This window comes from Micromonospora sp. NBRC 110038 (assembly GCF_020884815.1).
In the GTDB taxonomy this organism is placed as follows: domain Bacteria; phylum Actinomycetota; class Actinomycetes; order Mycobacteriales; family Micromonosporaceae; genus Micromonospora; species Micromonospora haikouensis.
The window spans coordinates 61,464-80,054 of sequence record NZ_BBOL01000010.1 but is presented as its reverse complement, the minus strand read 5'-3'; the positions used below and the strand labels follow the sequence as shown (position 1 = coordinate 80,054).

Genomic DNA, 18,591 nt, shown 5'->3' with positions numbered 1-18,591 from the left:
GCCCTGGCTCCGGTTCCGGTTCCGGTCGCGGTCCCGGCCCGGGTCCCGGTCGCCGTCCCGGATCTGGTCGTGGTCCCGGACCTGGTCGTGGTCAGCGCGGCTCGCGGCCCGCCTGGCTGACGAAGGTGGTCCAAGCCGTCGGGGCGAACAGGAGCGCCGGCCCGGCCGGGTCCTTGCTGTCGCGTACGCCCACGACGCCCGGCAGGTTGGCGGCCACCTCGACGCAGTCGCCGCCGCTCCCGCCGCTGCGGGTGCTCTTGCGCCAGACGGCACCGGCAAGGTCAGTCATGCGCGCTCCTCGATGATCATGTTGATCATTTTCTCTGATTCTGCCTCATCGGAGGCGAGCGTTTCCAGGTCGGACCAGACGTGCTCGTAGGCGGCGACCTCGGCCGGCCGGTCGAGATAGAGCGCGCCGGTGATGTTCTCCAGGTAGACGGTCGTCGGCTCGGTCGAGGCCCGGCCGAACGCCTGCGGGAAGTCCAGCATCACGAAGGTGCCCGTCTCGCTGGCCAGCGGCGGGCCGGCGGCCAGCGGGAGGATGCGCAGGCTCACGTTGGGCAGCGCGGCCATGTCGAGCAGGTGGCGCAGTTGCCCGGCCATCGCCCGCCGGTCGGGGATGGTGCGGCGCAGCACGGCCTCGCTCAGCACCGCCTTCAGCGTGGGCGCGCTGGGCAGCCGCCGGGTCAGCACGTGCTGGCGGTGCATCCGCACCTCGACGAGCTTCTCCCGCTCGGCCTCGGTCATCGTGGGATTCTTGCGGCGGAAGAGTTCGGCGGCGTATTCGCGGGTCTGGAGCAGCCCCGGGATCAGTTCCGAGTCGTATCGGCGCATGAGGGCGGCGGTCGATTCCAGCCCGACGTAGAGCGAGAACCAGGGCGGGACAATTTCGCCGTACGAGTGCCACCAGCCCTTGGCGCGGGTCTCCTTCGCCAGGCCGGTGACGATCGCCTTCATGTCCTCCGGCGCGCGGTAGATCTCGCACATGGCGCGGGCGTCCACCACCCGCACCGGCACCAGGCCCTTCTCGATGCGCCACACCTTCTGCCGCGAGCAGTCCAGCCCTTCGGCGGCGGCGTCCAGCGAGACCGAGGCGTCCTCGCGGAGCTGCGTGAGGAGCCTGCCGAGCTGCCGCCGGGGGACCGTCGACCCGCTTGTTTCATCCGTCATGCAACATCACCATGCCCCTCGTGCAACATTCCCCGCCCATTCCCGCGCATTTCTTTCCTCCATTCCTCGGGGATTGATTCGAATCGAGGCTAGAGGGGGTGGGTTGTGTTGCGCAAGGTGGCGGGCGGGTTGCATTCTGTCGAATGTCGGCAGGGTGGTGCGGGGGTGCCAGAAATGGCGTCGAAAATAGCCCGTCGCCCCCCTGCCGGCCCGCTGTCCCGCTCGTTGCGAGTCACGCGCGGGCGGGGCGGCGCAATTCTTCGGCGGCGCTGTTCTTCGGCGGCGCCATCCCTCGGGAAGGACGCCCGATGCGCGTGACGTACGAGGAGTACGTGGTCGCCGTCGCCCTGACGCTCGCCCGCCGGCATCGGCCGGTCTGGAGTTGGAAGCGCTGGCGCAGGGTGTGCCGCTGCGGCGCGGAACTGCCCTGCCGGGCCCGGCACCGCATCCCGATCAGCCGCGCGCACTGGCCGGGGGAGGACGACGCCCGGCCCGGGTCGGGGGAGACCGGTCGGCCTGGGCCGGGGGAGGTCGATCGGCTCGGGGCGGGGCAGGGCGGCCGGCGGCGGCCCGGGGCGGGGCGGCGGCGCGGGTTGGGGGAGGGGCCGTGACCGGCGGCCGTCCGGTGGCGGTGTCTGACGTGGCGGCGACGGGTGCGCCAGTGCGGGGTGCGCCGCTGCCGAAGGCGGGCGACCTGGTGCAGGTGACCCGGGCGGCCAGCGTGCAGTTCGTCGAGCCGATCAGGTGCCGGGTCGTCCGGGTGCTCGACTGGATCACCTACGACGGGTGGGTGTGGCTCGACGTGTACCAACTCGACGGCAGGGGCGATGCCGTCGCCCGCCGGTCGATCTTCGTACGCCCAGCCGGGCTGCGCGTACTGCGGCCCGCCCCTGCACCCCGCTCAGCCCCCGCTCGGCGTACGACTGGCAGCGGCGCGGTGAGGAGCACGGGCGGCGGCTAGGGTTGATTCATGTCGATCACCGATGTGGCGCTGGTCCTCGATGCGGTAGATGCCGGTGCTGCGGTCGTCCGGGCCCACTACGGATCGGCGTTGGGGCGCATCGACAAGGCCGGGGGCGACTTCGCCACCACCGCCGACATCGCCGCCGAGGCGGCCATCGTCGACGTCCTGCGCGCCGCGCGTCCGAACGACGTCGTGCTCGGTGAGGAGGGCGGACGCAGGGGCCGGGAGGATAACGGCCGCGTGTGGCTGGTCGACCCGCTGTGCGGAACGGTGAACTACGCCGCGAGGAACATGCTGGTCTCGGTCAACGTGGCGCTCCAGACCGGGACGCGCACCGCCGTGGCCGCCTCGGCGGACCCGTTCACCGAGGAGGTGTTCTGGACCGACGGCGACGCCGCGTACGTGCGCAGCCGGGGCGGGGACGAACGGCTCGTCCCGTCGGCCGGGTCCAGGTTGGTCGACGTCAACCTCGACCCGCCGTTCCCGAACAGGGACACCTTCCTGGCCGCCCGGATGCTGGCCGACGAGGGCTTCATCGAGCAGTTCCGCCCCCGAGTGGTATCCACGACCCTGGCCGTGGCCTGGGTCGCCGCCGGACGCCGCGCCGCGTACGTCACGGACGGCCACCTGCGCGACAGCGTCCACTTCGCCGCCGGGATCGCCCTCTGCCAGGCGGCCGGCTGCGTCGTCACCGGGATCGACGGCCAACCGCTGCACACCGGCGTCGGCGGGCTCGTCGTGGCCGCCGACGATCGGACACACGCCGCCCTGCTGGCTCTCGTCCGTGGCGCGTGAGCCTCGTCGGCTCCGGCTGCACGATCTCCGGCGTCCCAGGTCACGTCGGCCACGACAGGTAACGGACGCACCGCCCGTACCGCGCCTGGTCCTCACGTCTGCGCACGCCGTCATCAGCGCGTCGCGAACCGTGCCGCGGGAGTACCGAGATCGCGCAGCGGGGCCGACCGCAGGTGGTGTCCCGGACGTCGCCGGCCGCCGCGCGCACTGGGGTGGGGGAACCGAACCGCCTGCCCGGCTGGGGTCTCGGGAGCGGGTTCGGCCTCCATGCGTCGGGGCCTTCCGGGCGGAAGATGCAGGTACGCCGCGTCGGCCACCGGCCCGCCTTCGAAGGCGACGGATATGCCGGGGCTACACCCCCGCATCGACACGCCCGTGCTGGCCGGTCGAACTCGACCAGCCCCGTGGCCAGATCGCTACCAAGCAGACGGGGCTCTTCGGCGAACTCCGCGAGAACGTCTACTCCCTGGTCATGGCGTCACAGCGGCGCACCTCCCTGTCCGGCGACCCGCACTGACACGTCACGGGCCCAGGCCCGCTCACGCTGCTCGGCAACCATCGCCGGGAGCGTGACCGGGCACGTCGGCGTCGCCCCTGCGTTTTGGTGCGTCCGGGCAGGGCGCTCCTTCGGACCCGAGTCTGCGGCTGTGCTCAGCGCCTGGTCTCGTACCTCGTCAAGATCACTCCGTCAGGGAACGTCCGGGTCTCCACCAGGGTCAGGTTGACCCAGTTGTCGAGGGCCGCGAAGAACGGCTTGCCGCCGCCCAGCAGGACCGGGTGGGTGACGAGCGTGTACTCGTCGATCAGCCCGGCGCGCATGGCCCCGGCGGCGAGGGTGGGGCTGGAGATGTCCAGGGAGCCGCCGTCCTCGGCCCTGAGCCGCGCGATCTCGGTGACCGCGTCGCCGGTGAACAGGCGCGCGTTCCAGTCGACCGTGCTGATCGTCGAGGAGAACACCACCTTCGGCATGTCCCGCCAGCGGCGGGCGAACTCGATCTCCGCCGGGGTGGCACCCGGCCGCTGGTCGGCGGTCGGCCAGTGGGAACTCATCATCTCCCATAGCCTCCGCCCGTACAGCCCCGTGCCCGTCGCCCCCACCCGGTCGGACCACCACTGGAACAGCTCGTCGCTCGGCACGCTCCAGCCGAGGTCGTCGCCGGGCGCGGCGATGTAGCCGTCCAGGCTCAGGTTCATGCCGAAGGTCAGTTTCCGCATCGTGTCAGCCTCTCGTGGGTCGGTCCTCGGCATACAGACGAGCACGGCGCGGAGGAATCATCGGTCAGGCCACACCGAAGGCTGGCTCACCAGAGGGACGGTGGCGTGCCCGCCGGCACGGGGTTGCCAGCCCACTGTGCGGCGCGTCATGTGAAAAAGCTCTGGTGGTGCCACCCCTGGTCAATGGCAGAGCCGGGGCTGCAGTAGTGATCGGATCGGGGCAGTGCCGCCGGTGGGGTCGTCAGGTGCTCGGGGTCGGTAGCGCCATTCTGTAGGCCCCCGTTCGGCAGAGCCGAGCATGGGGGCCTGCCCGGTCAAGGTCATTCAGACAATTAGGGTGCTCCCACTGACCGGGCAGTCTCCCCATGCTCCACGATGTGCAGACGATGGACGACGGGTTGGCCAGAGAGTGCAGTCGAAGAGGTTGGCCGACGCGAGTGGAATGGTGCAACGCCGGTGGATCCTCCAAACTAGTTCGATGAGCATCGACATCGATTCCTGGCTGCGCAGTCTCGTGCTCGGCGGAATATGTTGCGGCTTGCCGCTATTGGTTCTCATCTGGTTCACGTCTGGCGGCAAGCAGGAGGCGCGGCCCCCGGGAGCGCCTTCCTGCGGATACTGTGGAGGGTCGGGCCGGTTCCATGGTGCGTCCCAAGGAGGGCTCATCTGCACCAGATGCAACGGCAAAGGCTACTAGCCAAGTGACAGGCTCGCCCTGCCCGAGGGGATTGACGGCGATTCAACGCCACCGGGCGGCCCGACTGAGGGCACCACTGGGAATCTAGTGAATCAGCCGGGCTGACGACGCGCTGAGTGGCGCGCAGTTCGCCGCGTAGGTGTACTTACTTTCCAGGTGGTGCTGCACGTACACATCGCGACAGGCTCGCGTAGAACGACTCCAGCGTCTCTGGGGTGAGCCGTCCGATCTCAAGCCACCGGCCTGGAAGTTGGTCGATCGTGGCCCGGGTGCGCGGGTAGCGCCGCTCGTCCACCTGGGCCGGGTACCTGCTTTCTCCGCTTCCTTGCGGCGGTGTGGCCGGCTGGAATGATCTCGGTCATGTAGTGCCACTTGCCGCTGATCGGGTCGACGCCCGCATAGACGCGGAGCGACCCGCTGGGGAGGGTTTCGATCTTGTCGCGTTGGTGCTGGCTGCGTCCGCTCGAGGGGGCCATGCGGGCGGCGTAGCACGCTCGCACCGCGAACAGCTCCACGCGAGCTGTTCAGAAGAGGGCAGTACCTGTGCGCCCGGCAGGATTCGAACCTGCGGCCTTGGGATTAGAAGTCCCCTGCTCTATCCGCTGAGCTACGGGCGCGCGCTGGTGGGTCTCGCGCCAAGAGGGTACCGCCGCGCCGAGGGTGCCCGGCGCGACGGGGCGACCCGTCGACGCGCGTTCAGCGTCGCACGGCCCGGTGCCGGCGGGCACCCCTGTTTCGCCCGGTCAGCTCGTTGCGGCGGCCTCCGCGCTCGGCGTGGTCGCCTCCGCAGGTGCCCGACTGGCCGGCACCTCGGGCGTCGGCTCCTCGGGCGTCGGGCCGGCGGCGAGGAACGCCTCCGCCCACCGGCCCACCTCGACGAAGACCTTCTCCCGCACGGCGGGACCGGAGAGGGTCAGGTCGTGCATGCCGCCGTCGAAGCGGGCCAGGGTCACGTGCCGGCCGAGGCGGGGCGCCCAGCGGACCATGTGCTCCACGTCCAGGACCGCGTCGGCGAGCGCCGCCGAATCGTGCCACTTCGTGCCCCGGAAGGTGCGGGTCGAGCAGGCCAGCAGCACCGGCACCGGGATGTCGAGGCCGGCGCGGAGCTGCCGCTGGCCGGCGCGGACCGCGTTCAGCCAGCCGGCCCGGACCGGGAACCCGGCGAGCGGCTTCCACGCCAGGTCGTACGTCCACTCGCCCCGATGGTCGGCGTGCAGGCTCTCGCCGTACACGGTGCCGAGGCCGAAGGGGAGGCGGCGGCGCGGCGCGCTGCGGCCCAGGCGCGAGACGGCGGCCGCGAGGGGTCTGCGGACCACCCAGGGGGCGTTGATGTCGAAGAAGGGGCTGTTGAGCACGAGCCCGTCGACGATGCCGGCGTCGCGTCGGGCGTGCGCCCAGAGGGAGATGACGAGGCCGCCGGTCGAGTGGCCCATGACCAGCAGCGTGTCGTGGCCGTCGTCGGTGCGGACGATCTTCGCGGCGGCGTCCAGCTCGGGGAAGTAGTCGCCGAGGTCGCGGCAGAAGTTCGGGGTCTGGTGCGCGAGCAGGCTGCGGCCGTACTTTCGCAGGTCGAGGGCGTAGAAGTCCCAGCCCCGCTCGGCGAAGAAGTCGGCCACGTGGGTCTGGAAGAAGTAGTCGACGTAGCCGTGCACGTAGAGCACCGCGCGGCGGGTCGGCCGGTCGGCCCGGCGGCGGACCAGGGTCGCGACGACCGGGCCCTCGTCGTCGGTGCCCAGGTCGATCGTCTGCCGCTCGTAGGGCGGCCCCAGCACATCCGGTTCCACGACCGCGACGGTACGCCCGCAAGCTACCCGACGGTAGCCCCGCCGGGGAGATGGCGGCCCGCCGTGGCGGACACCACCTCCCCACGCGGGGGTCGGATCAGGCGGTCTCGGCGTCGGCCCGGGGCGCGTCGCTGCCGCTGCCGCTGTCGGTGTCGGTGTCGGTGTCGTCCAGCTCGGTTTCGGGCAGGCCCGCGTCGGGCTGGCCGGTGTCGCGCAGCCGCTTGTTGTTGCGCGGCTCCTGCCGGGTCTTGGCGTCGTTGAGCCGGCGGCGCAGGTCGTCGCGGACGTCATTGAGCGCGGCGTGCAGGTCCTCCTCGGCCGAGGTGGTGACAATCTTCTGCCGACCGGCGATCCAGCACTCCAGGGTGACCTTCTGCCCCCGCGCCTCCCGGTCCTTCACCGACACCTCCAGCTCGGTGGCGTCGGCGTGGAAGCCGGCCAGCCGGGCGTCGAGGGTCGCGAACTGCTCGGCGATCCAGTTCCGGTCGCCCTGGGAGAACCCGGCCCCGACGCGCAGGCACTCGGCCACGGTCGCGGGGTTCGCCACGGCGCTCATCGCTGCGCCTCGCCGTCCGTGCGGACGGAACCGGTCGTACGGGGTCGGCAGGAAGTCATGTCCCGTGGCCTCTCTGATCGGACGGCGTGCCGTCGGTGGTGCTCGCTTGATCAAAGCTGTACCCAGTCACGGGCCGTCCGGAAACGCCTCCGGCGGGGTCACCCGTGGCGCTTCCCGGCCGGGGGCCTAGCACATCCGAGCTTGATCAGGTCTTTGTCCACAGGCCGTCGGCTTGTCCACAGGCGGCGGCCTCGCGGTGGCGGCGGGCGGGCCGGGGCGGCCAGTGTCGGCGGCGGGTCGACTCACGATGGCAACCCCGATCTCTTCCTGGAGGGACGATGTTCGACACGTACGTAACGATCGTCGGCAATGTTTTGACGGCGCCGGAGTGGCGGCGTACCACCCAGAGCGGCACGCTCGTGGCCAACTTCAAGGTGGCCTCCACCGCCCGCCGGCTCGACCGGGGCAGCGGCCGGTGGGTCGACGGCAACAGCCTCCGCGTCCGCGTCAACTGCTGGCGGAAGCTGGCCGAGGGGGTGGCCGCCTCCGTGATGGTCGGCGACCCGGTGGTGGTCGCCGGGCGGCTCTACACCCGCGACTGGACCGACGACGCGGGCAACCACCGCACGGTGTACGAGCTGGAGGCGGTCGCCGTCGGCCACGACCTGTCCCGAGGGCGCGGGCGGTTCCTGCGCAACCGACCGAACGTGGCCACGAGCACGGTCGAGGACGCCGAGGCGGAGAGCCGGGTGCACGGCGAGCCGACCGAGCGGGTCCCGCGCGGGCAGGCCCCCAGCGGGCCGGAGGACCGCCCCTACGACGAGGACTTCGAGCCGGACGACTTCGCCCCGGCCCGCGCCTCCTTCGGCCCGCGGCGCCTGGACGAACTCGACGAACGGAACGATCTGGACGACGACTCCGGCGACGACGACGGGCTCGGTGAGGACGACGGGTTCGACGGCAGCGGCGGACTCGACGGCAATGGCGGGTTCGACGGCAACGACGGGATCGGCAGCAACCGCGGGTTCGATGGCAGCGGCGGGATCGGCGGCAGCGGCGGGCTCGGTGAGGACGGCGGGCTCGGCGCTGGCACCGGCGCGGATGGCGCGTTCGGCGTGGGTGGCACGGGTCGCGCGGGTCGCGCGTTCGGCGGGGGTGACACGTTCGGTGACGACGAGGAGTTGACCGGGGCGGGCGTGGCCGGTGCTGGCCCGTCCCCGTCCGGTAGCCCGCTGGGCCTCTCCGAGCACGACGAGCTGTCCGCCGGGGCCGGATCCGACGGCTCCGCGCCGTCCGGCGAGGAGGTCGGCGAGGGGGCTGGCGGCGGGACCGACGGGGTGACCCCGACCCGGCGCGGTCGGCGGGGCCGGGGCCGGGTCGGCGCGCCGGCCTGACGGCCCGGCGGCGGCATGCCGGCTGGGGCGCGGCGCCGACCGATGCCGGCACTCCGGCCGGGGCGCGGCACGGGGCGCGTGCCGGCCGGGGCCCGGCACGGGGCGGGTTCGGGCCGAAGGAGTGATCATGTCGGGGATATGGCGGTGTCCTGGCGCTGGGATACCGCCATGTCGCCGACATGACGTCGCCCAAGCGGGTCGCCCCGGCGGCGCGCCCGGCCCCGCCCCGGCCCCGCCCCGGCCCCGGCCCCGCCCCCGCCCCGGCCCCGGCCCCGATCCGGGCGGTATGACGCCGCCCCGCTGGGGAGCGGCGGCTAGGCTGCCGGCCGGAGGTGGTGCCAGGTGCGGCAGTCGATCGCCGTGGCAAACGCGGCAGGGCTGGTGGCGGGGTACGCGCTGGACTCCCTCCTCGGCGACCCGCGACGCTGGCATCCCGTGGCCGGGTTCGGCCGGGCGGCCGGGGCGCTGGAGCGGCGCGTCTACCGGCCGGACCGGGCCGCCGGTGCGGCGTTCACGGCGCTCGCCGTGGGCGTGCCGGTGCTGGTCGGGGCGGCGGCGACGGTGGGCACCCGACACCGGCCCGTCGCTCGGGCAGTGCTGGTGGCCGCCACCACCTGGACGGTGCTCGGCGGGCGTACCCTGCGCCACGAGGCGAAGATGATGGGTCGCGCGCTGCGCGGCGGGGACGTGCCGGCGGCCCGCCGCCGGTTGGGGCACCTGTGCGGGCGGGACCCGTCGATGCTGGACGAGCCCGAGTTGGCACGCGCCACCGTCGAGTCCGTTGCCGAGAACACCTCCGACGCGGTGGTCGCCCCGTTGCTGTGGGGGGCGGTCGCCGGGCTGCCCGGCCTGCTCGGCTACCGGGCGGCGAACACGCTCGACGCGATGGTCGGTCACCGGTCGCCCCGGTACGCCCGCTTCGGCACCGCGTCGGCCCGCCTCGACGACCTGCTCAACCTCGTGCCGTCCCGGCTGACCGGCCTGCTCACCGTCGCCGTGGCCCCGACGGCGCACGGCGACCGGGGGCGGGCCTGGCGGGTGTGGCTGCGCGACCGTGACGACCATCCCAGCCCGAACGCAGGGCAGTGCGAGGCGGCGATGGCGGGCGCGCTCGGCGTGCGGCTGGGCGGGCGCAACGTCTACTTCGGGCGGTCGGAGGTGCGGCCGTACCTCGGGGACGGGCCCCGCCCGGAGGCGCGGCACCTGAAGCGCGCTGCGCGGATCTCCGGGGCGGTGGGGCTGGCCGCGCTCGGGCTGGCCGCCGCCTACCCGGTGACGGTCGGCCGGCTGGTCGGCGCGGCGGCGAGGACCGCGCTGAGGAGGACCACCGCGGCGGGCGCTGCTGTGGCGGGGACCGCGCTGAGGAGGACCGCGGCGGCGGGGGCCGCCCTGACGAGGAGCGCGCTCGCCAGGAACGCCGAGGCTGGGAATGCGGCGGCGAGGGCGGGCCGGTGGGGCGGGGGGGAAGGCAGGTGAGCGGGGGGCTGCTGGTCGCCGGCACCACCTCCGACGCGGGCAAGAGCGTCCTCACCGCCGGGATCTGCCGCTGGCTGCACCGGCGCGGGGTGAAGGTCGCCCCGTTCAAGGCGCAGAACATGTCGAACAACTCGGCCGTGGTGGTCGGCCCGGACGGCCGGGGCGGGGAGATCGGCCGGGCCCAGGCGATGCAGGCGGCCGCCTGCGGAATCGCCCCCGACCTGCGGTTCAACCCGGTGCTGCTCAAGCCGGGCAGCGACCGGTCGAGCCAGGTGGTGCTGCTCGGCGAGGCCGTCGACACGGTCACCGCCGGCAACTACCACGCCCTGCGGCCCCGCCTCGCCGAGGCGGCGTTCGCCGCGCTGGCCGAGCTGCGGGAGGCGTACGAGGTGGTGGTCTGCGAGGGGGCCGGCAGCCCGGCGGAGATCAACCTGCGGGCCGGCGACTACGTGAACATGGGGCTGGCCCGGCACGCCGGGCTGCCCACGATCGTGGTGGGCGACATCGACCGGGGCGGGGTGTTCGCCTCGATGTTCGGCACGGTCGCACTGCTCGACCCGGCCGACCAGGCGCTGGTCGCCGGCTTCGTGATCAACAAGTTCCGGGGCGACCTCGGGCTGCTCCGGCCGGGGCTGGACATGCTGGCCCGGGTCACCGGCCGCCCCACGTACGGGGTGCTGCCCTGGCACCTGGACCTGTGGCTGGACGCGGAGGACTCGCTCGCGTACGGCCGGGTGCTCGGTCGGCCGGCGGCCCCGCACGGCACGGACTGGCTGGACGTGGCGGTCGTCCGGCTGCCCCGGATCAGCAACGCCACCGACGTGGAGGCGCTGGCCACCGAGCCGGGCGTCCGGGTCCGGCTGACCGTGGAGCCGGCCGAGCTGGCCGCCGCCGACATGGTCGTGCTGCCCGGCTCGAAGTCCACCGTGGCCGACCTGACCTGGCTGCGCGAGACCGGGCTGGCCGACGCCGTGGCGGCGCACGCGGCGGCCGGGAAGCCGCTGCTGGGCATCTGCGGCGGCTTCCAGATGCTCGGCCGGGCCGTGCACGACGAGGTGGAGAGCCGGGCGGGCAGCGTCGCGGGGCTGGGCCTGCTGCCGGTCGAGGTCACCTTCGCCGCGCGCAAGACCGTCCGGCAGGCCGCCGGCACCGCCGCCGCCGACCCGGGCGTCCCGGTCCGGGGGTACGAGATCCACCACGGGCACGTCTCGTCGGCCGACCCAGGGCTGCCGCCCCTGCTCGCGTACGCCGACGGCACCGGCGAGGGGGCCGTGCGCGGCGCGGTGTGCGGCACCCACTGGCACGGGGCCTTCGAGTCCGACGCGTTCCGCCGCCGGTTCCTCACCGAGGCGGCCCGCCTCGCCGGCCGTACCGGGTTCCGGGTGGCCCCGGACACCAGCTTCGCCGCCGCCCGCGAGCGCTCCCTGGACCTGCTCGGTGACATGGTCGAGGAGCACCTGGACACGGCGGCCCTGTGGCGGCTGATCGAGTCCGGTCCGCCCGCCGGCCTGCCGTTCGTTCCACCCGGAGCGCCGCGCTGACCCAGGACCCCATGCCCGGAGCGCCGCGCCGACCAGGTACCCCGGCCACCCGGCGCGCCGCGTCGAACCCACCCGGCGCGCCGCGCCGGAGCGGTTCTCCGTGACGCGCCGGCAGTGACGTGTCGCACATGTCCGGACACGCGCAGGTCGGCGACCGCGAGCCGGATAGCGGGTCGCCGCCGCCCCCGTCGGCGGCCGTCGGGGCCCGGCGCGCTCGCTAGGCTGCGCCGATGATCTTCAATCGCAGGGGGAAGCTGGCGGACCGGGTCGCCGACGTCGAGGCGGCCGTGCGCGGGCGTGACGGTGACGCCATGACCAGGGCCGTGGCGCGGGTCTGGCAGGCGGCGCAGCAGGCGTCCGTGGCGGAGCTGGATGCGGTGCTGCCCCGGTGCGTGGCGCTGCTGCCGCAGCTCGGCACGGGCGCGGGCGGCCAGTTCTCCGTCCTCTGCGGCGCGCTGGTCGAGCTGGGGGCCCGCCCCGACGAGCTGGTCACCCCGGCCGCCGACGGGCTCGCCGCCGCGCTGGCCGGCGCGCACCGCTTCCGCTCCGGCTGGCAGCGGGCACGCGGCGACGACGCTCTGCCCGACCCCGACGATCCCGCCACGATGGACGACGCGCTCGCCGCCCTGACCCAGGCGTACGACGACGAGGCCGCCGCCATCGACGCGGTCCAGGGCTGGTACGCGGCCGGCACCTGGGCGATGCCCGTGATCACCCTGTTGCAGCAGTCCGCGTCGGTGCGCGCCTCGTTCCCGCACCGGGAGCGGCTGCTGGAGGTCGGGGCCGGGCTGGCCGGCGAGCGGCCCGACCTGGAGTGCGTCCTGGGGCTGCTGCGGGTGCTCGACGGCGAGCGGCTGCTGGTGCTGCACCGGGCCACGGGCCGGGGCTGGCGGGTCACCATCGACGGGGTGGCCGACAACTTCCAGTTGCACACCCTGCTGGCCGGGGCGCTCGCCGGCCCGGCGGAGCGGGGGCTGATCGAGGGGCTGACCGTCGACCCGGCCTGGGTGGAGGTGGCCACCGACGCGCCCGAGGACCGGTTCGGCGGCACCGTCGTGGGCAGCTTCAACCTGGTCGACGGGTACGGCAAGTGGATCTGGAACGAGGGCGCCCCGGCGGACATCCCGCTCTTCGAGGACGCCCGCGTCGTGGTCCTGGACCCGCCGCCGTACCAGCGGAGTTGGAACAACATCCGGCGGTTCCCGCTGATGTCGGCGGCCCTGACGGTCGACGGGGCGCTCACCGAGGCCGAGGCGGCGCACTGGCTGGGCCGGGTGGCCGAGCCGGCCTGACCGCCGCCCGGCCCAGCACCGCCAGCGGGCGGTCAGTAGCGGATGTCGGCGGGGCGGTCGGACATCGGCAGCCCCGCCTCCCGCCACGCCTCGACGCCGCCGACCAGGTCGGTGGCGCGGTGCAGGCCGAGCGTCCGCAGGCTCGCCACGGCCAGGCTGGAGCTGTAGCCCTGCCGGCACACCACCACGATCTCCCGGTCGTACCCGGTGGCCTCGGGGATGCGCCACTCGCTGGCCGGATCGAGCCGCCACTCCAGCACCGTCCGGTCGATGACGACCGCGCCGGGCAGGTCGCCCTGATCCCGGCGCTGCGCGTCGGTGCGGGTGTCGACGAGCAGCGCGCCGAGGCGTACCGCCTCGACCGTCTCGTGCGGGGTCAGCCGGCGGACCCCCGAACGGGCCTGTTCCAGCAGGGCGTCGATGCCCGGGCTCATCACGTTGTGGCGCACGGCACGATCATGCCTGCGGCCCGGGGACTCCGCGCACCGAAACGGCCTCGGTTCGACCGGACGACGTACGGCCGACGTGCCCGCCGGGGCGGACCGCTAGCGTCGGGGCCGTGGGGGTGCCGGTCGTCGAGACGTACGCCGGGCTGGGCCGGCGGGTGCTGGCCGGGCCGGCGCGGTTGGGGCGTACCCGACTGGTGGCGGTCGACGGGCCGAGCGGCGCGGGCAAGAGCCTCTTCGCGGCGCGCCTCGCGGACGCCCTGGCGGCGCTGCCCGGCGGCGGGCGACCACCGGTGGTGCACACCGACGACCTGCTCGACGGCTGGGCCGACCAGCTCACGTTCTGGTCCCGGCTGGAGCGGTGGGTGCTCGCCCCGCTGCGGGCCGGGCAGCCGGGGTCCTACCGGCGGTACAGCTGGGTGCGGCACCGCTTCCTGCCCGGCGAGCTGCCCGTCCCGCCCGCCCCCGTCGTGATCGTCGAGGGGGTGTCGGCGGCGCGGGCGGCCGTGCGGCCCGAGCTGACCCTGTCGGTGCTGGTGACCGCGCCCGCCGAGCTGCGGCTGACCCGGGCCGTCGCCCGGGACGGGCCGGGGATCCTGCCCGAGCTGCGCCGCTGGCACGTCGGCGAGCGCGCGCACTTCGCCGCCGACGGCACGGCCGACGCGGTGGACCTGGTCGTCGACGGTGCGCCGGACGTGCCGCACGACCCCGGCACCGAGTACGTCCGCCGCCGGCTTCGGTAAGGCCGGCATACGATGCCGGTCATGACCTCACCGATCATGTCCGACGCCGAGGTGCGGGCCGCCGTCGCGCGGGAACTGCCCGGCGTCCGCGCCGACCTGGAACGACTCGTCCGCATTCCCGGCATCGCCTTCGACGGCTTCGACCACTCGCACGTCGAGCGGTCCGCCGAGGCGGTGGCGGAGCTGCTGCGCGGCTGCGACCTCGACGTGCGGATCGTGCGGTCCGGTGGGCAGCCGGCGGTGATCGGGACGCGGGCCGCCCCGCCCGGCGCGCCGACCGTGCTGCTCTACGCCCACCACGACGTGCAGCCCGTGGGCGACCTGTCGCTGTGGGAGTCCGACCCGTTCGAGCCCGTCGAGCGGGACGGCCGCCTCTACGGACGGGGCGCGGCCGACGACAAGGCCGGGATCATGGCGCACGTCGCGGCGCTGCGCGCGTTCGGCGACCGGCTCCCCGTCGGCGTGGTGATCTTCGTCGAGGGCGAGGAGGAGTACGGCTCGGACTCGCTGGAGCGGCTGCTCGCCGAGCACCGCGACGCGCTCGCCTCGGACGTGATCGTGATCGCCGACTCGGCCAACTGGGACGTCGGCGTGCCGGCGCTGACCACCTCGCTGCGCGGCATCGTCAACTGCTTCGTGGAGGTCCGCACCCTGGACCACGCCGTGCACAGCGGCATGTTCGGCGGCGCGGTGCCCGACGCGCTGACGACGCTGGTCCGGCTGCTGGCGACGCTGCACGACGACGCCGGGGACGTGGCGGTCGCCGGGCTGTCCGCCCGGGAGGGCGCGACCGTGGACTACCCGCAGGACCGGTTCCGGGCCGAGGCCGGGCTGGTCGACGGCGTGTCCCTCATCGGCACCGGCCGGATCACCGACCGGATCTGGACCAAGCCGGCGCTGGCCGTGCTCGGCATCGACGCCCCGGCCACCGGCGAGGCCCCGAACGCCCTGGTCCCGGCCGCGAAGGCCAAGCTGAGCGTGCGGCTCGCGCCGGGCGACGACCCGCAGCGGGCGTACGCGGCGGTGCGCGAGCACCTGACGAGGCACGCCCCGTGGGGCGCCCGGGTGGCGGTGACGCTGGAACACGACGGGGCCCCGTGCGTCATCGACGCGTCCGGCCCGATGTTCGACGCGGCCCGCGACGCCTTCCGTACGGCCTGGGACGGTACCGAGCCGGTGGACATCGGCATCGGCGGGTCGATCCCGTTCATCGCCACGTTCCAGGAGATGTTCCCGCAGGCGGCGATCCTGGTGACCGGGGTGGAGGACCCGCACGCCCGGGCGCACGGCCCGAACGAGAGCCTGCACCTCGGCGAGTTCGCCCGGGTCTGCGCGGCCGAGGCGCTGCTGCTGGCGAAGGTGGCCGCGGCGGCGGGGCGGGGTCGCTGAGGCGCGGGTGACGCCGCCGGCACGAACCGGAGTTAGGTGACGGAACCGTAACGTCCCAGTTCATCGGGGTGTTTTCGGCGTGTCGCGGGACAGCCCGGTATAGCCTTTCGAACATGAGTACGAACGAGGTGATGGCGCGGCTCGGGGCCGCCGTCAGCGCTCTGGGGGACGTGGACGTCTCCGCGTGGTCCGAGGACACGCTCAAGGAACAGCTCGGTGACCTTTCCACCGCCCTGGTGACGCTCGACGCGCTGCTCTCCCGCGTCGCCGACGAGGTGCGCGCCCGCGGCCTGCGCATCGAGGAGCCCGTCGCGGCCTGACCGTGCGGCCTGCGGTCGTGGCTGGCCGTCCGCTCGCGGTCAGGGCTGGCCGTCCGCTCGCGGTCGTGGCTCGACCGGCCGTGCGCGGTCGGCGCGGACCGGGCTCCACCGAGACACCGGTCCCCGCACGCTGGGGGGCGGCGGGGACCGGGCGGTCCGGGCATCCGGCACGGGTGCCGGGCCGGGGTGACGCGGCGGCTCCGGAAGCGGCAACTTCCGGTGGCGTTCCGCGTATCCCCAGCGGTGTCGGGGGTGGCTGGCAGGATGAGGTGCGTGCGGTTCCTCGACCTGGCGGCCACCTCCGCCGCCGTGGGCGCGACCACCGGCCGGCGGGCCAAGGTGGACCTGCTCGCGGCGGCGCTGCGGGCGCTCGACCCCGCCGAGGTCCCGGCGGGCGCCGGCTGGCTCGCCGGTGAGCTGCGGCAGCGGCAGACCGGCGTCGGCTGGGCCGGGCTGCGCGACCTGCCGCCGCCGGCCGCCGAGCCGACCCTGACCGTCCGCGCGGTCGACGCCGCGATCGACGACATCGCGTCGGTGGCCGGCCCCGGCTCCCAGGCCCGCCGCCGGCAGCTCCTGCACGGGCTCTTCGCCGCCGCCACCGCCGACGAGCAGCGGATGCTACGCGGCCTGTTCAGCGGCGAGCTGCGCCAGGGCGCCCAGGCCGGGCTGCTCGCCGACGCGGTCGCCCGCGCCGCCGACGTGCCGCTGGCCGCCGTACGCCGGGCGCTGCTGCTCGCCGGTGACCTGCGGGCCGTGGCGGTGGCCGCCCTGGGCGGCGGCGCGGCGGCGCTGGCCGAGTTCCGGCTCCGGGTCGGCCGGCCGCTCGCCCCCATGCTGGCGTCCAGCGCCCCCACGGTCGACGACGCGCTGGCCGCGACCGGCGTCCCCGCCGTGGTCGACGTGAAGCTCGACGGCATCCGGATCCAGGTGCACCGCTCCGGCCCCGACATCGCGGTCTTCACCCGCAGCCTGGACGAGATCACCGACCGGGTGCCCGAGGTGGTCGCCGCCGTGCGGGCGCTCCCCGCCCGGGAGTTGGTGCTCGACGGCGAGGCCATCGGGCTGGACGACACCGGCCGACCGCTGCCGTTCCAGCAGACCTCCAGCCGGGCCGCCCGCCGCTCCGCACCGGCCGCCGGGGCCGGCTCGCCCGACGACACGCCCGCGTCGGCACCCGCCGCCGACGGCATCGCCCCGGTCGCCCCGGCCGTGCGCGCCGCCGCCGAGAACACGGGCGAGGCGGTGCTGACACCGTACTTCTTCGACCTGCTGCACCTCGACGGCGACGACCTGATCGACCGGCCCGGCCGCGAGCGGTGGGCGGCGCTGGCCGGCGCGGTCGACCCGACGCTGCTGGTCGGCCGGATGACGGTCGACGACACCGAGGCGGCCGGTGCGGCCTTCGCCGCGGCGCTCGACGCCGGGCAGGAGGGCGTGGTGGTCAAGAACCCCGACGCGCCCTACGACGCCGGGCGGCGCGGCGCTGCCTGGGTCAAGGTGAAGCCGCGGCACACCCTCGACCTGGTGGTGATCGCGGTGGAGTGGGGCAGCGGCCGGCGCAGCGGCTGGCTGTCCAACCTGCACCTCGGCGCGCGGGACCCGGCCACCGGTGAGTTCGTCATGCTCGGCAAGACGTTCAAGGGTCTCACCGACGAGGTGCTGCGCTGGCAGACCGAGCGGTTCCTCGCCCTCGCCGTCGAGCACGGCGACTGGGTGGTGCGGGTCCGCCCCGAGCAGGTGGTCGAGATCGCGTTCGACGGGGTGCAGACCAGCTCCCGCTACCCGGGCGGCATGGCGCTGCGCTTCGCCCGCGTGGTCCGTTACCGCAGCGACAAGACCGCCGCCGAGGCGGACACCATCGACGCGGTCCGGGCCATCCACGCCGGCCACATGTCGTCGTGATGTCGGGCGGGTGGCGGCATCCCGAGCAGCGGATACCGCCACCCGCCCGGCAGGCCGGTCAGGCTGACAGCGACCGGGCGTAGTTGACCTGGTTGTTGATGTGCATGACCTGCCCCTGGTCGGTGACGGGGATGCGGGCCACGTACTGGTGGGGGCCGTTGCTGACCGTCACCTGCACGGTGCCGTAGTGCCGGGTCTCCTTGATCAGCAGGAAGAGCAGGCTGAAGATGGTGAGGCAGAAGAACCCGAGCACGGCGCAGACGATCGCCCAGGTGGCGACCTTCTGCTCCGTCTGCCAGTAGTCGGCGACGTGCCACTGCGTCCCGGCCAGGGGCAGCACGCCGGCCGGGGTGCGGATCTCCGGCGGGGTGACCATGATCTCGCCGATCTGCACCGCCACCACGGAGGGCGTCCCGTACTGCGGGGCCCCGAGCGGGCTCGCCAGCGCCGGCGGGTAGGGCCCGGCCGGCGGCGCCGAGTACGGTCCGGTGCCCGGCGGGGCGGAGAACGGGCCGGTGCCCGGCGGCACCGGGAACGCTCCGGTGGCCGGCGGCGCGGAGTACGGTCCGGTGCCCGGCGGCGCGGAGAACGGTCCGGTGGCGGGCGGGGCCGAGTACGGGCCGGTCGCGGGCGGGGCGGAGAACGCGCCCGTGCCCGGCGGGGCGGAGTACGGGCCGGCGGGCGGTGCCGAGTACGGCGCGGCGGCCGGCGGCACCGGGAACGGGGCCGTGGCCGGCGGCGGGGCGAACGGGTCGGCGGTGGCCGGGAAGCCCGCCGGCGGGGTCGAGTACGTCGTCGAGCGCGGCGTGACCGCCCACGGGTCGGTCGACGGATGCGTCGCGGTCACCGGCTCGGGGGAGGGCAGGCCCGGGGAAGCCGGCCCCGGCGAGGGCAGCTCCGGGGAGGG

The 18,591-nt window shown here is 74.5% G+C and carries 15 protein-coding genes, 1 tRNA gene and 3 pseudogenes; 11 read left to right on the top strand and 8 right to left on the bottom strand.

Going from position 1 to position 18,591, the window contains the following annotated elements:
- Positions 1-91: 91 nt before the first annotated feature.
- On the bottom strand, positions 92-289 hold the full coding sequence (locus tag LPU61_RS28030) for a DUF397 domain-containing protein (protein ID WP_229406666.1): 198 nt from the start codon (positions 287-289) through the stop codon (positions 92-94).
- The gene (locus LPU61_RS28025; protein ID WP_229406665.1) at positions 286-1,170 is read right to left on the bottom strand and encodes a helix-turn-helix transcriptional regulator; all 885 of its coding nucleotides are present in this window, start codon (positions 1,168-1,170) and stop codon (positions 286-288) included. Before LPU61_RS28025 ends, LPU61_RS28030 begins: the two co-directional genes overlap by 4 nt.
- A 308-nt stretch (positions 1,171-1,478) precedes the next feature.
- Between LPU61_RS28025 and LPU61_RS28020 the strand changes: the two genes are divergently transcribed.
- Genes LPU61_RS28020 through LPU61_RS28010 form a run of 3 tightly spaced genes read left to right on the top strand, consistent with a single transcriptional unit; the run spans position 1,479 to position 2,929 of the window.
- A complete protein-coding gene (locus LPU61_RS28020) occupies positions 1,479-1,781 on the top strand; it encodes a hypothetical protein (RefSeq protein ID WP_229406664.1) in 303 nt (100 codons plus the stop codon).
- A gap of 50 nt (positions 1,782-1,831) precedes the next feature.
- Positions 1,832-2,131 (top strand): hypothetical protein, encoded by a 300-nt coding sequence (locus tag LPU61_RS28015; protein ID WP_229406663.1) that lies wholly within the window; start codon positions 1,832-1,834, stop codon positions 2,129-2,131.
- A 9-nt stretch (positions 2,132-2,140) separates the two neighbouring features.
- A complete protein-coding gene (locus LPU61_RS28010; RefSeq protein ID WP_043966214.1) occupies positions 2,141-2,929 on the top strand; it encodes an inositol monophosphatase family protein in 789 nt (262 codons plus the stop codon).
- 651 nt (positions 2,930-3,580) lie between these two features.
- On the opposite strand, the gene LPU61_RS28005 is transcribed toward LPU61_RS28010, so the two are convergent.
- From LPU61_RS28005 to LPU61_RS27985, 4 genes are all read right to left on the bottom strand, one after another.
- A complete protein-coding gene (locus LPU61_RS28005) occupies positions 3,581-4,144 on the bottom strand; it encodes a dihydrofolate reductase family protein (protein ID WP_229406662.1) in 564 nt (187 codons plus the stop codon).
- Between the two features lie 1,241 nt (positions 4,145-5,385).
- Positions 5,386-5,458 (bottom strand) — tRNA-Arg (locus LPU61_RS27995).
- Between the two features lie 126 nt (positions 5,459-5,584).
- Positions 5,585-6,625: an alpha/beta fold hydrolase gene (locus LPU61_RS27990; protein WP_229406661.1), complete on the bottom strand. Its 1,041-nt coding sequence runs from the start codon at positions 6,623-6,625 to the stop codon at positions 5,585-5,587.
- Between the two features lie 97 nt (positions 6,626-6,722).
- Positions 6,723-7,181: an HPF/RaiA family ribosome-associated protein gene (locus LPU61_RS27985; protein WP_229406660.1), complete on the bottom strand. Its 459-nt coding sequence runs from the start codon at positions 7,179-7,181 to the stop codon at positions 6,723-6,725.
- Positions 7,182-7,519: 338 nt separating this feature from the next.
- On the opposite strand from LPU61_RS27985, the pseudogene ssb reads away from it, so the two are divergent.
- The 4 genes and pseudogenes from ssb to LPU61_RS27965 form a co-directional block, all read left to right on the top strand.
- A pseudogene (gene ssb, locus LPU61_RS27980) lies at positions 7,520-8,143 on the top strand (single-stranded DNA-binding protein); the annotation flags it as partial.
- Positions 8,144-8,917: 774 nt separating this feature from the next.
- Positions 8,918-10,051 carry a cobalamin biosynthesis protein gene (locus LPU61_RS27975; protein ID WP_082106467.1) on the top strand — a complete coding sequence of 378 codons (1,134 nt, stop codon included), beginning with the start codon at positions 8,918-8,920 and terminating at the stop codon, positions 10,049-10,051.
- Positions 10,048-11,696: pseudogene (locus LPU61_RS27970) on the top strand (cobyric acid synthase). Before LPU61_RS27975 ends, LPU61_RS27970 begins: the two are co-directional and overlap by 4 nt.
- A gap of 126 nt (positions 11,697-11,822) precedes the next feature.
- Positions 11,823-12,884 carry a hypothetical protein gene (locus LPU61_RS27965; RefSeq protein WP_229406658.1) on the top strand — a complete coding sequence of 354 codons (1,062 nt, stop codon included), beginning with the start codon at positions 11,823-11,825 and terminating at the stop codon, positions 12,882-12,884.
- Between the two features lie 32 nt (positions 12,885-12,916).
- Here LPU61_RS27965 and LPU61_RS27960 read toward each other — a convergent pair whose 3' ends face one another.
- A complete protein-coding gene (locus tag LPU61_RS27960; RefSeq protein WP_043966639.1) occupies positions 12,917-13,318 on the bottom strand; it encodes a rhodanese-like domain-containing protein in 402 nt (133 codons plus the stop codon).
- A 125-nt stretch (positions 13,319-13,443) separates the two neighbouring features.
- On the opposite strand from LPU61_RS27960, the pseudogene LPU61_RS27955 reads away from it, so the two are divergent.
- The 4 genes and pseudogenes from LPU61_RS27955 to LPU61_RS27940 all read left to right on the top strand — a co-directional run.
- A pseudogene (locus LPU61_RS27955) lies at positions 13,444-14,117 on the top strand (uridine kinase); the annotation flags it as partial.
- Positions 14,110-15,462: a dipeptidase gene (locus LPU61_RS27950; protein ID WP_229406702.1), complete on the top strand. Its 1,353-nt coding sequence runs from the start codon at positions 14,110-14,112 to the stop codon at positions 15,460-15,462. The pseudogene LPU61_RS27955 and the gene LPU61_RS27950, both read left to right, overlap by 8 nt.
- A 113-nt stretch (positions 15,463-15,575) precedes the next feature.
- Positions 15,576-15,782, top strand: coding sequence for a hypothetical protein (locus LPU61_RS27945; protein ID WP_043966249.1), 207 nt, complete (start codon positions 15,576-15,578; stop codon positions 15,780-15,782).
- Positions 15,783-16,046: 264 nt separating this feature from the next.
- Positions 16,047-17,684, top strand: a complete 1,638-nt coding sequence (locus tag LPU61_RS27940; RefSeq protein ID WP_229406701.1) for an ATP-dependent DNA ligase — start codon at positions 16,047-16,049, stop codon at positions 17,682-17,684.
- 58 nt (positions 17,685-17,742) lie between these two features.
- Here LPU61_RS27940 and LPU61_RS27935 read toward each other — a convergent pair whose 3' ends face one another.
- Positions 17,743-18,531, bottom strand: coding sequence for a hypothetical protein (locus LPU61_RS27935; protein ID WP_229406656.1), 789 nt, complete (start codon positions 18,529-18,531; stop codon positions 17,743-17,745).
- Between the last annotated feature and the right edge of the window lie 60 nt (positions 18,532-18,591).

Coding starts and splice junctions, on each gene's coding strand:
- LPU61_RS28025 (WP_229406665.1), bottom strand. CDS start 1,170: ATGACGGATGAAACAAGCGGGTCGACGGTCCCCCGGCGGCAGCTCGGC.
- LPU61_RS27940 (WP_229406701.1), top strand. CDS start 16,047: ATGAGGTGCGTGCGGTTCCTCGACCTGGCGGCCACCTCCGCCGCCGTG.
- LPU61_RS27965 (WP_229406658.1), top strand. CDS start 11,823: ATGATCTTCAATCGCAGGGGGAAGCTGGCGGACCGGGTCGCCGACGTC.
- LPU61_RS28020 (WP_229406664.1), top strand. CDS start 1,479: ATGCGCGTGACGTACGAGGAGTACGTGGTCGCCGTCGCCCTGACGCTC.
- LPU61_RS27945 (WP_043966249.1), top strand. CDS start 15,576: ATGAGTACGAACGAGGTGATGGCGCGGCTCGGGGCCGCCGTCAGCGCT.
- LPU61_RS28010 (WP_043966214.1), top strand. CDS start 2,141: ATGTCGATCACCGATGTGGCGCTGGTCCTCGATGCGGTAGATGCCGGT.
- LPU61_RS27950 (WP_229406702.1), top strand. CDS start 14,110: ATGTCCGACGCCGAGGTGCGGGCCGCCGTCGCGCGGGAACTGCCCGGC.
- LPU61_RS28030 (WP_229406666.1), bottom strand. CDS start 289: ATGACTGACCTTGCCGGTGCCGTCTGGCGCAAGAGCACCCGCAGCGGC.
- LPU61_RS27960 (WP_043966639.1), bottom strand. CDS start 13,318: ATGAGCCCGGGCATCGACGCCCTGCTGGAACAGGCCCGTTCGGGGGTC.
- LPU61_RS27985 (WP_229406660.1), bottom strand. CDS start 7,181: ATGAGCGCCGTGGCGAACCCCGCGACCGTGGCCGAGTGCCTGCGCGTC.
- LPU61_RS28005 (WP_229406662.1), bottom strand. CDS start 4,144: ATGCGGAAACTGACCTTCGGCATGAACCTGAGCCTGGACGGCTACATC.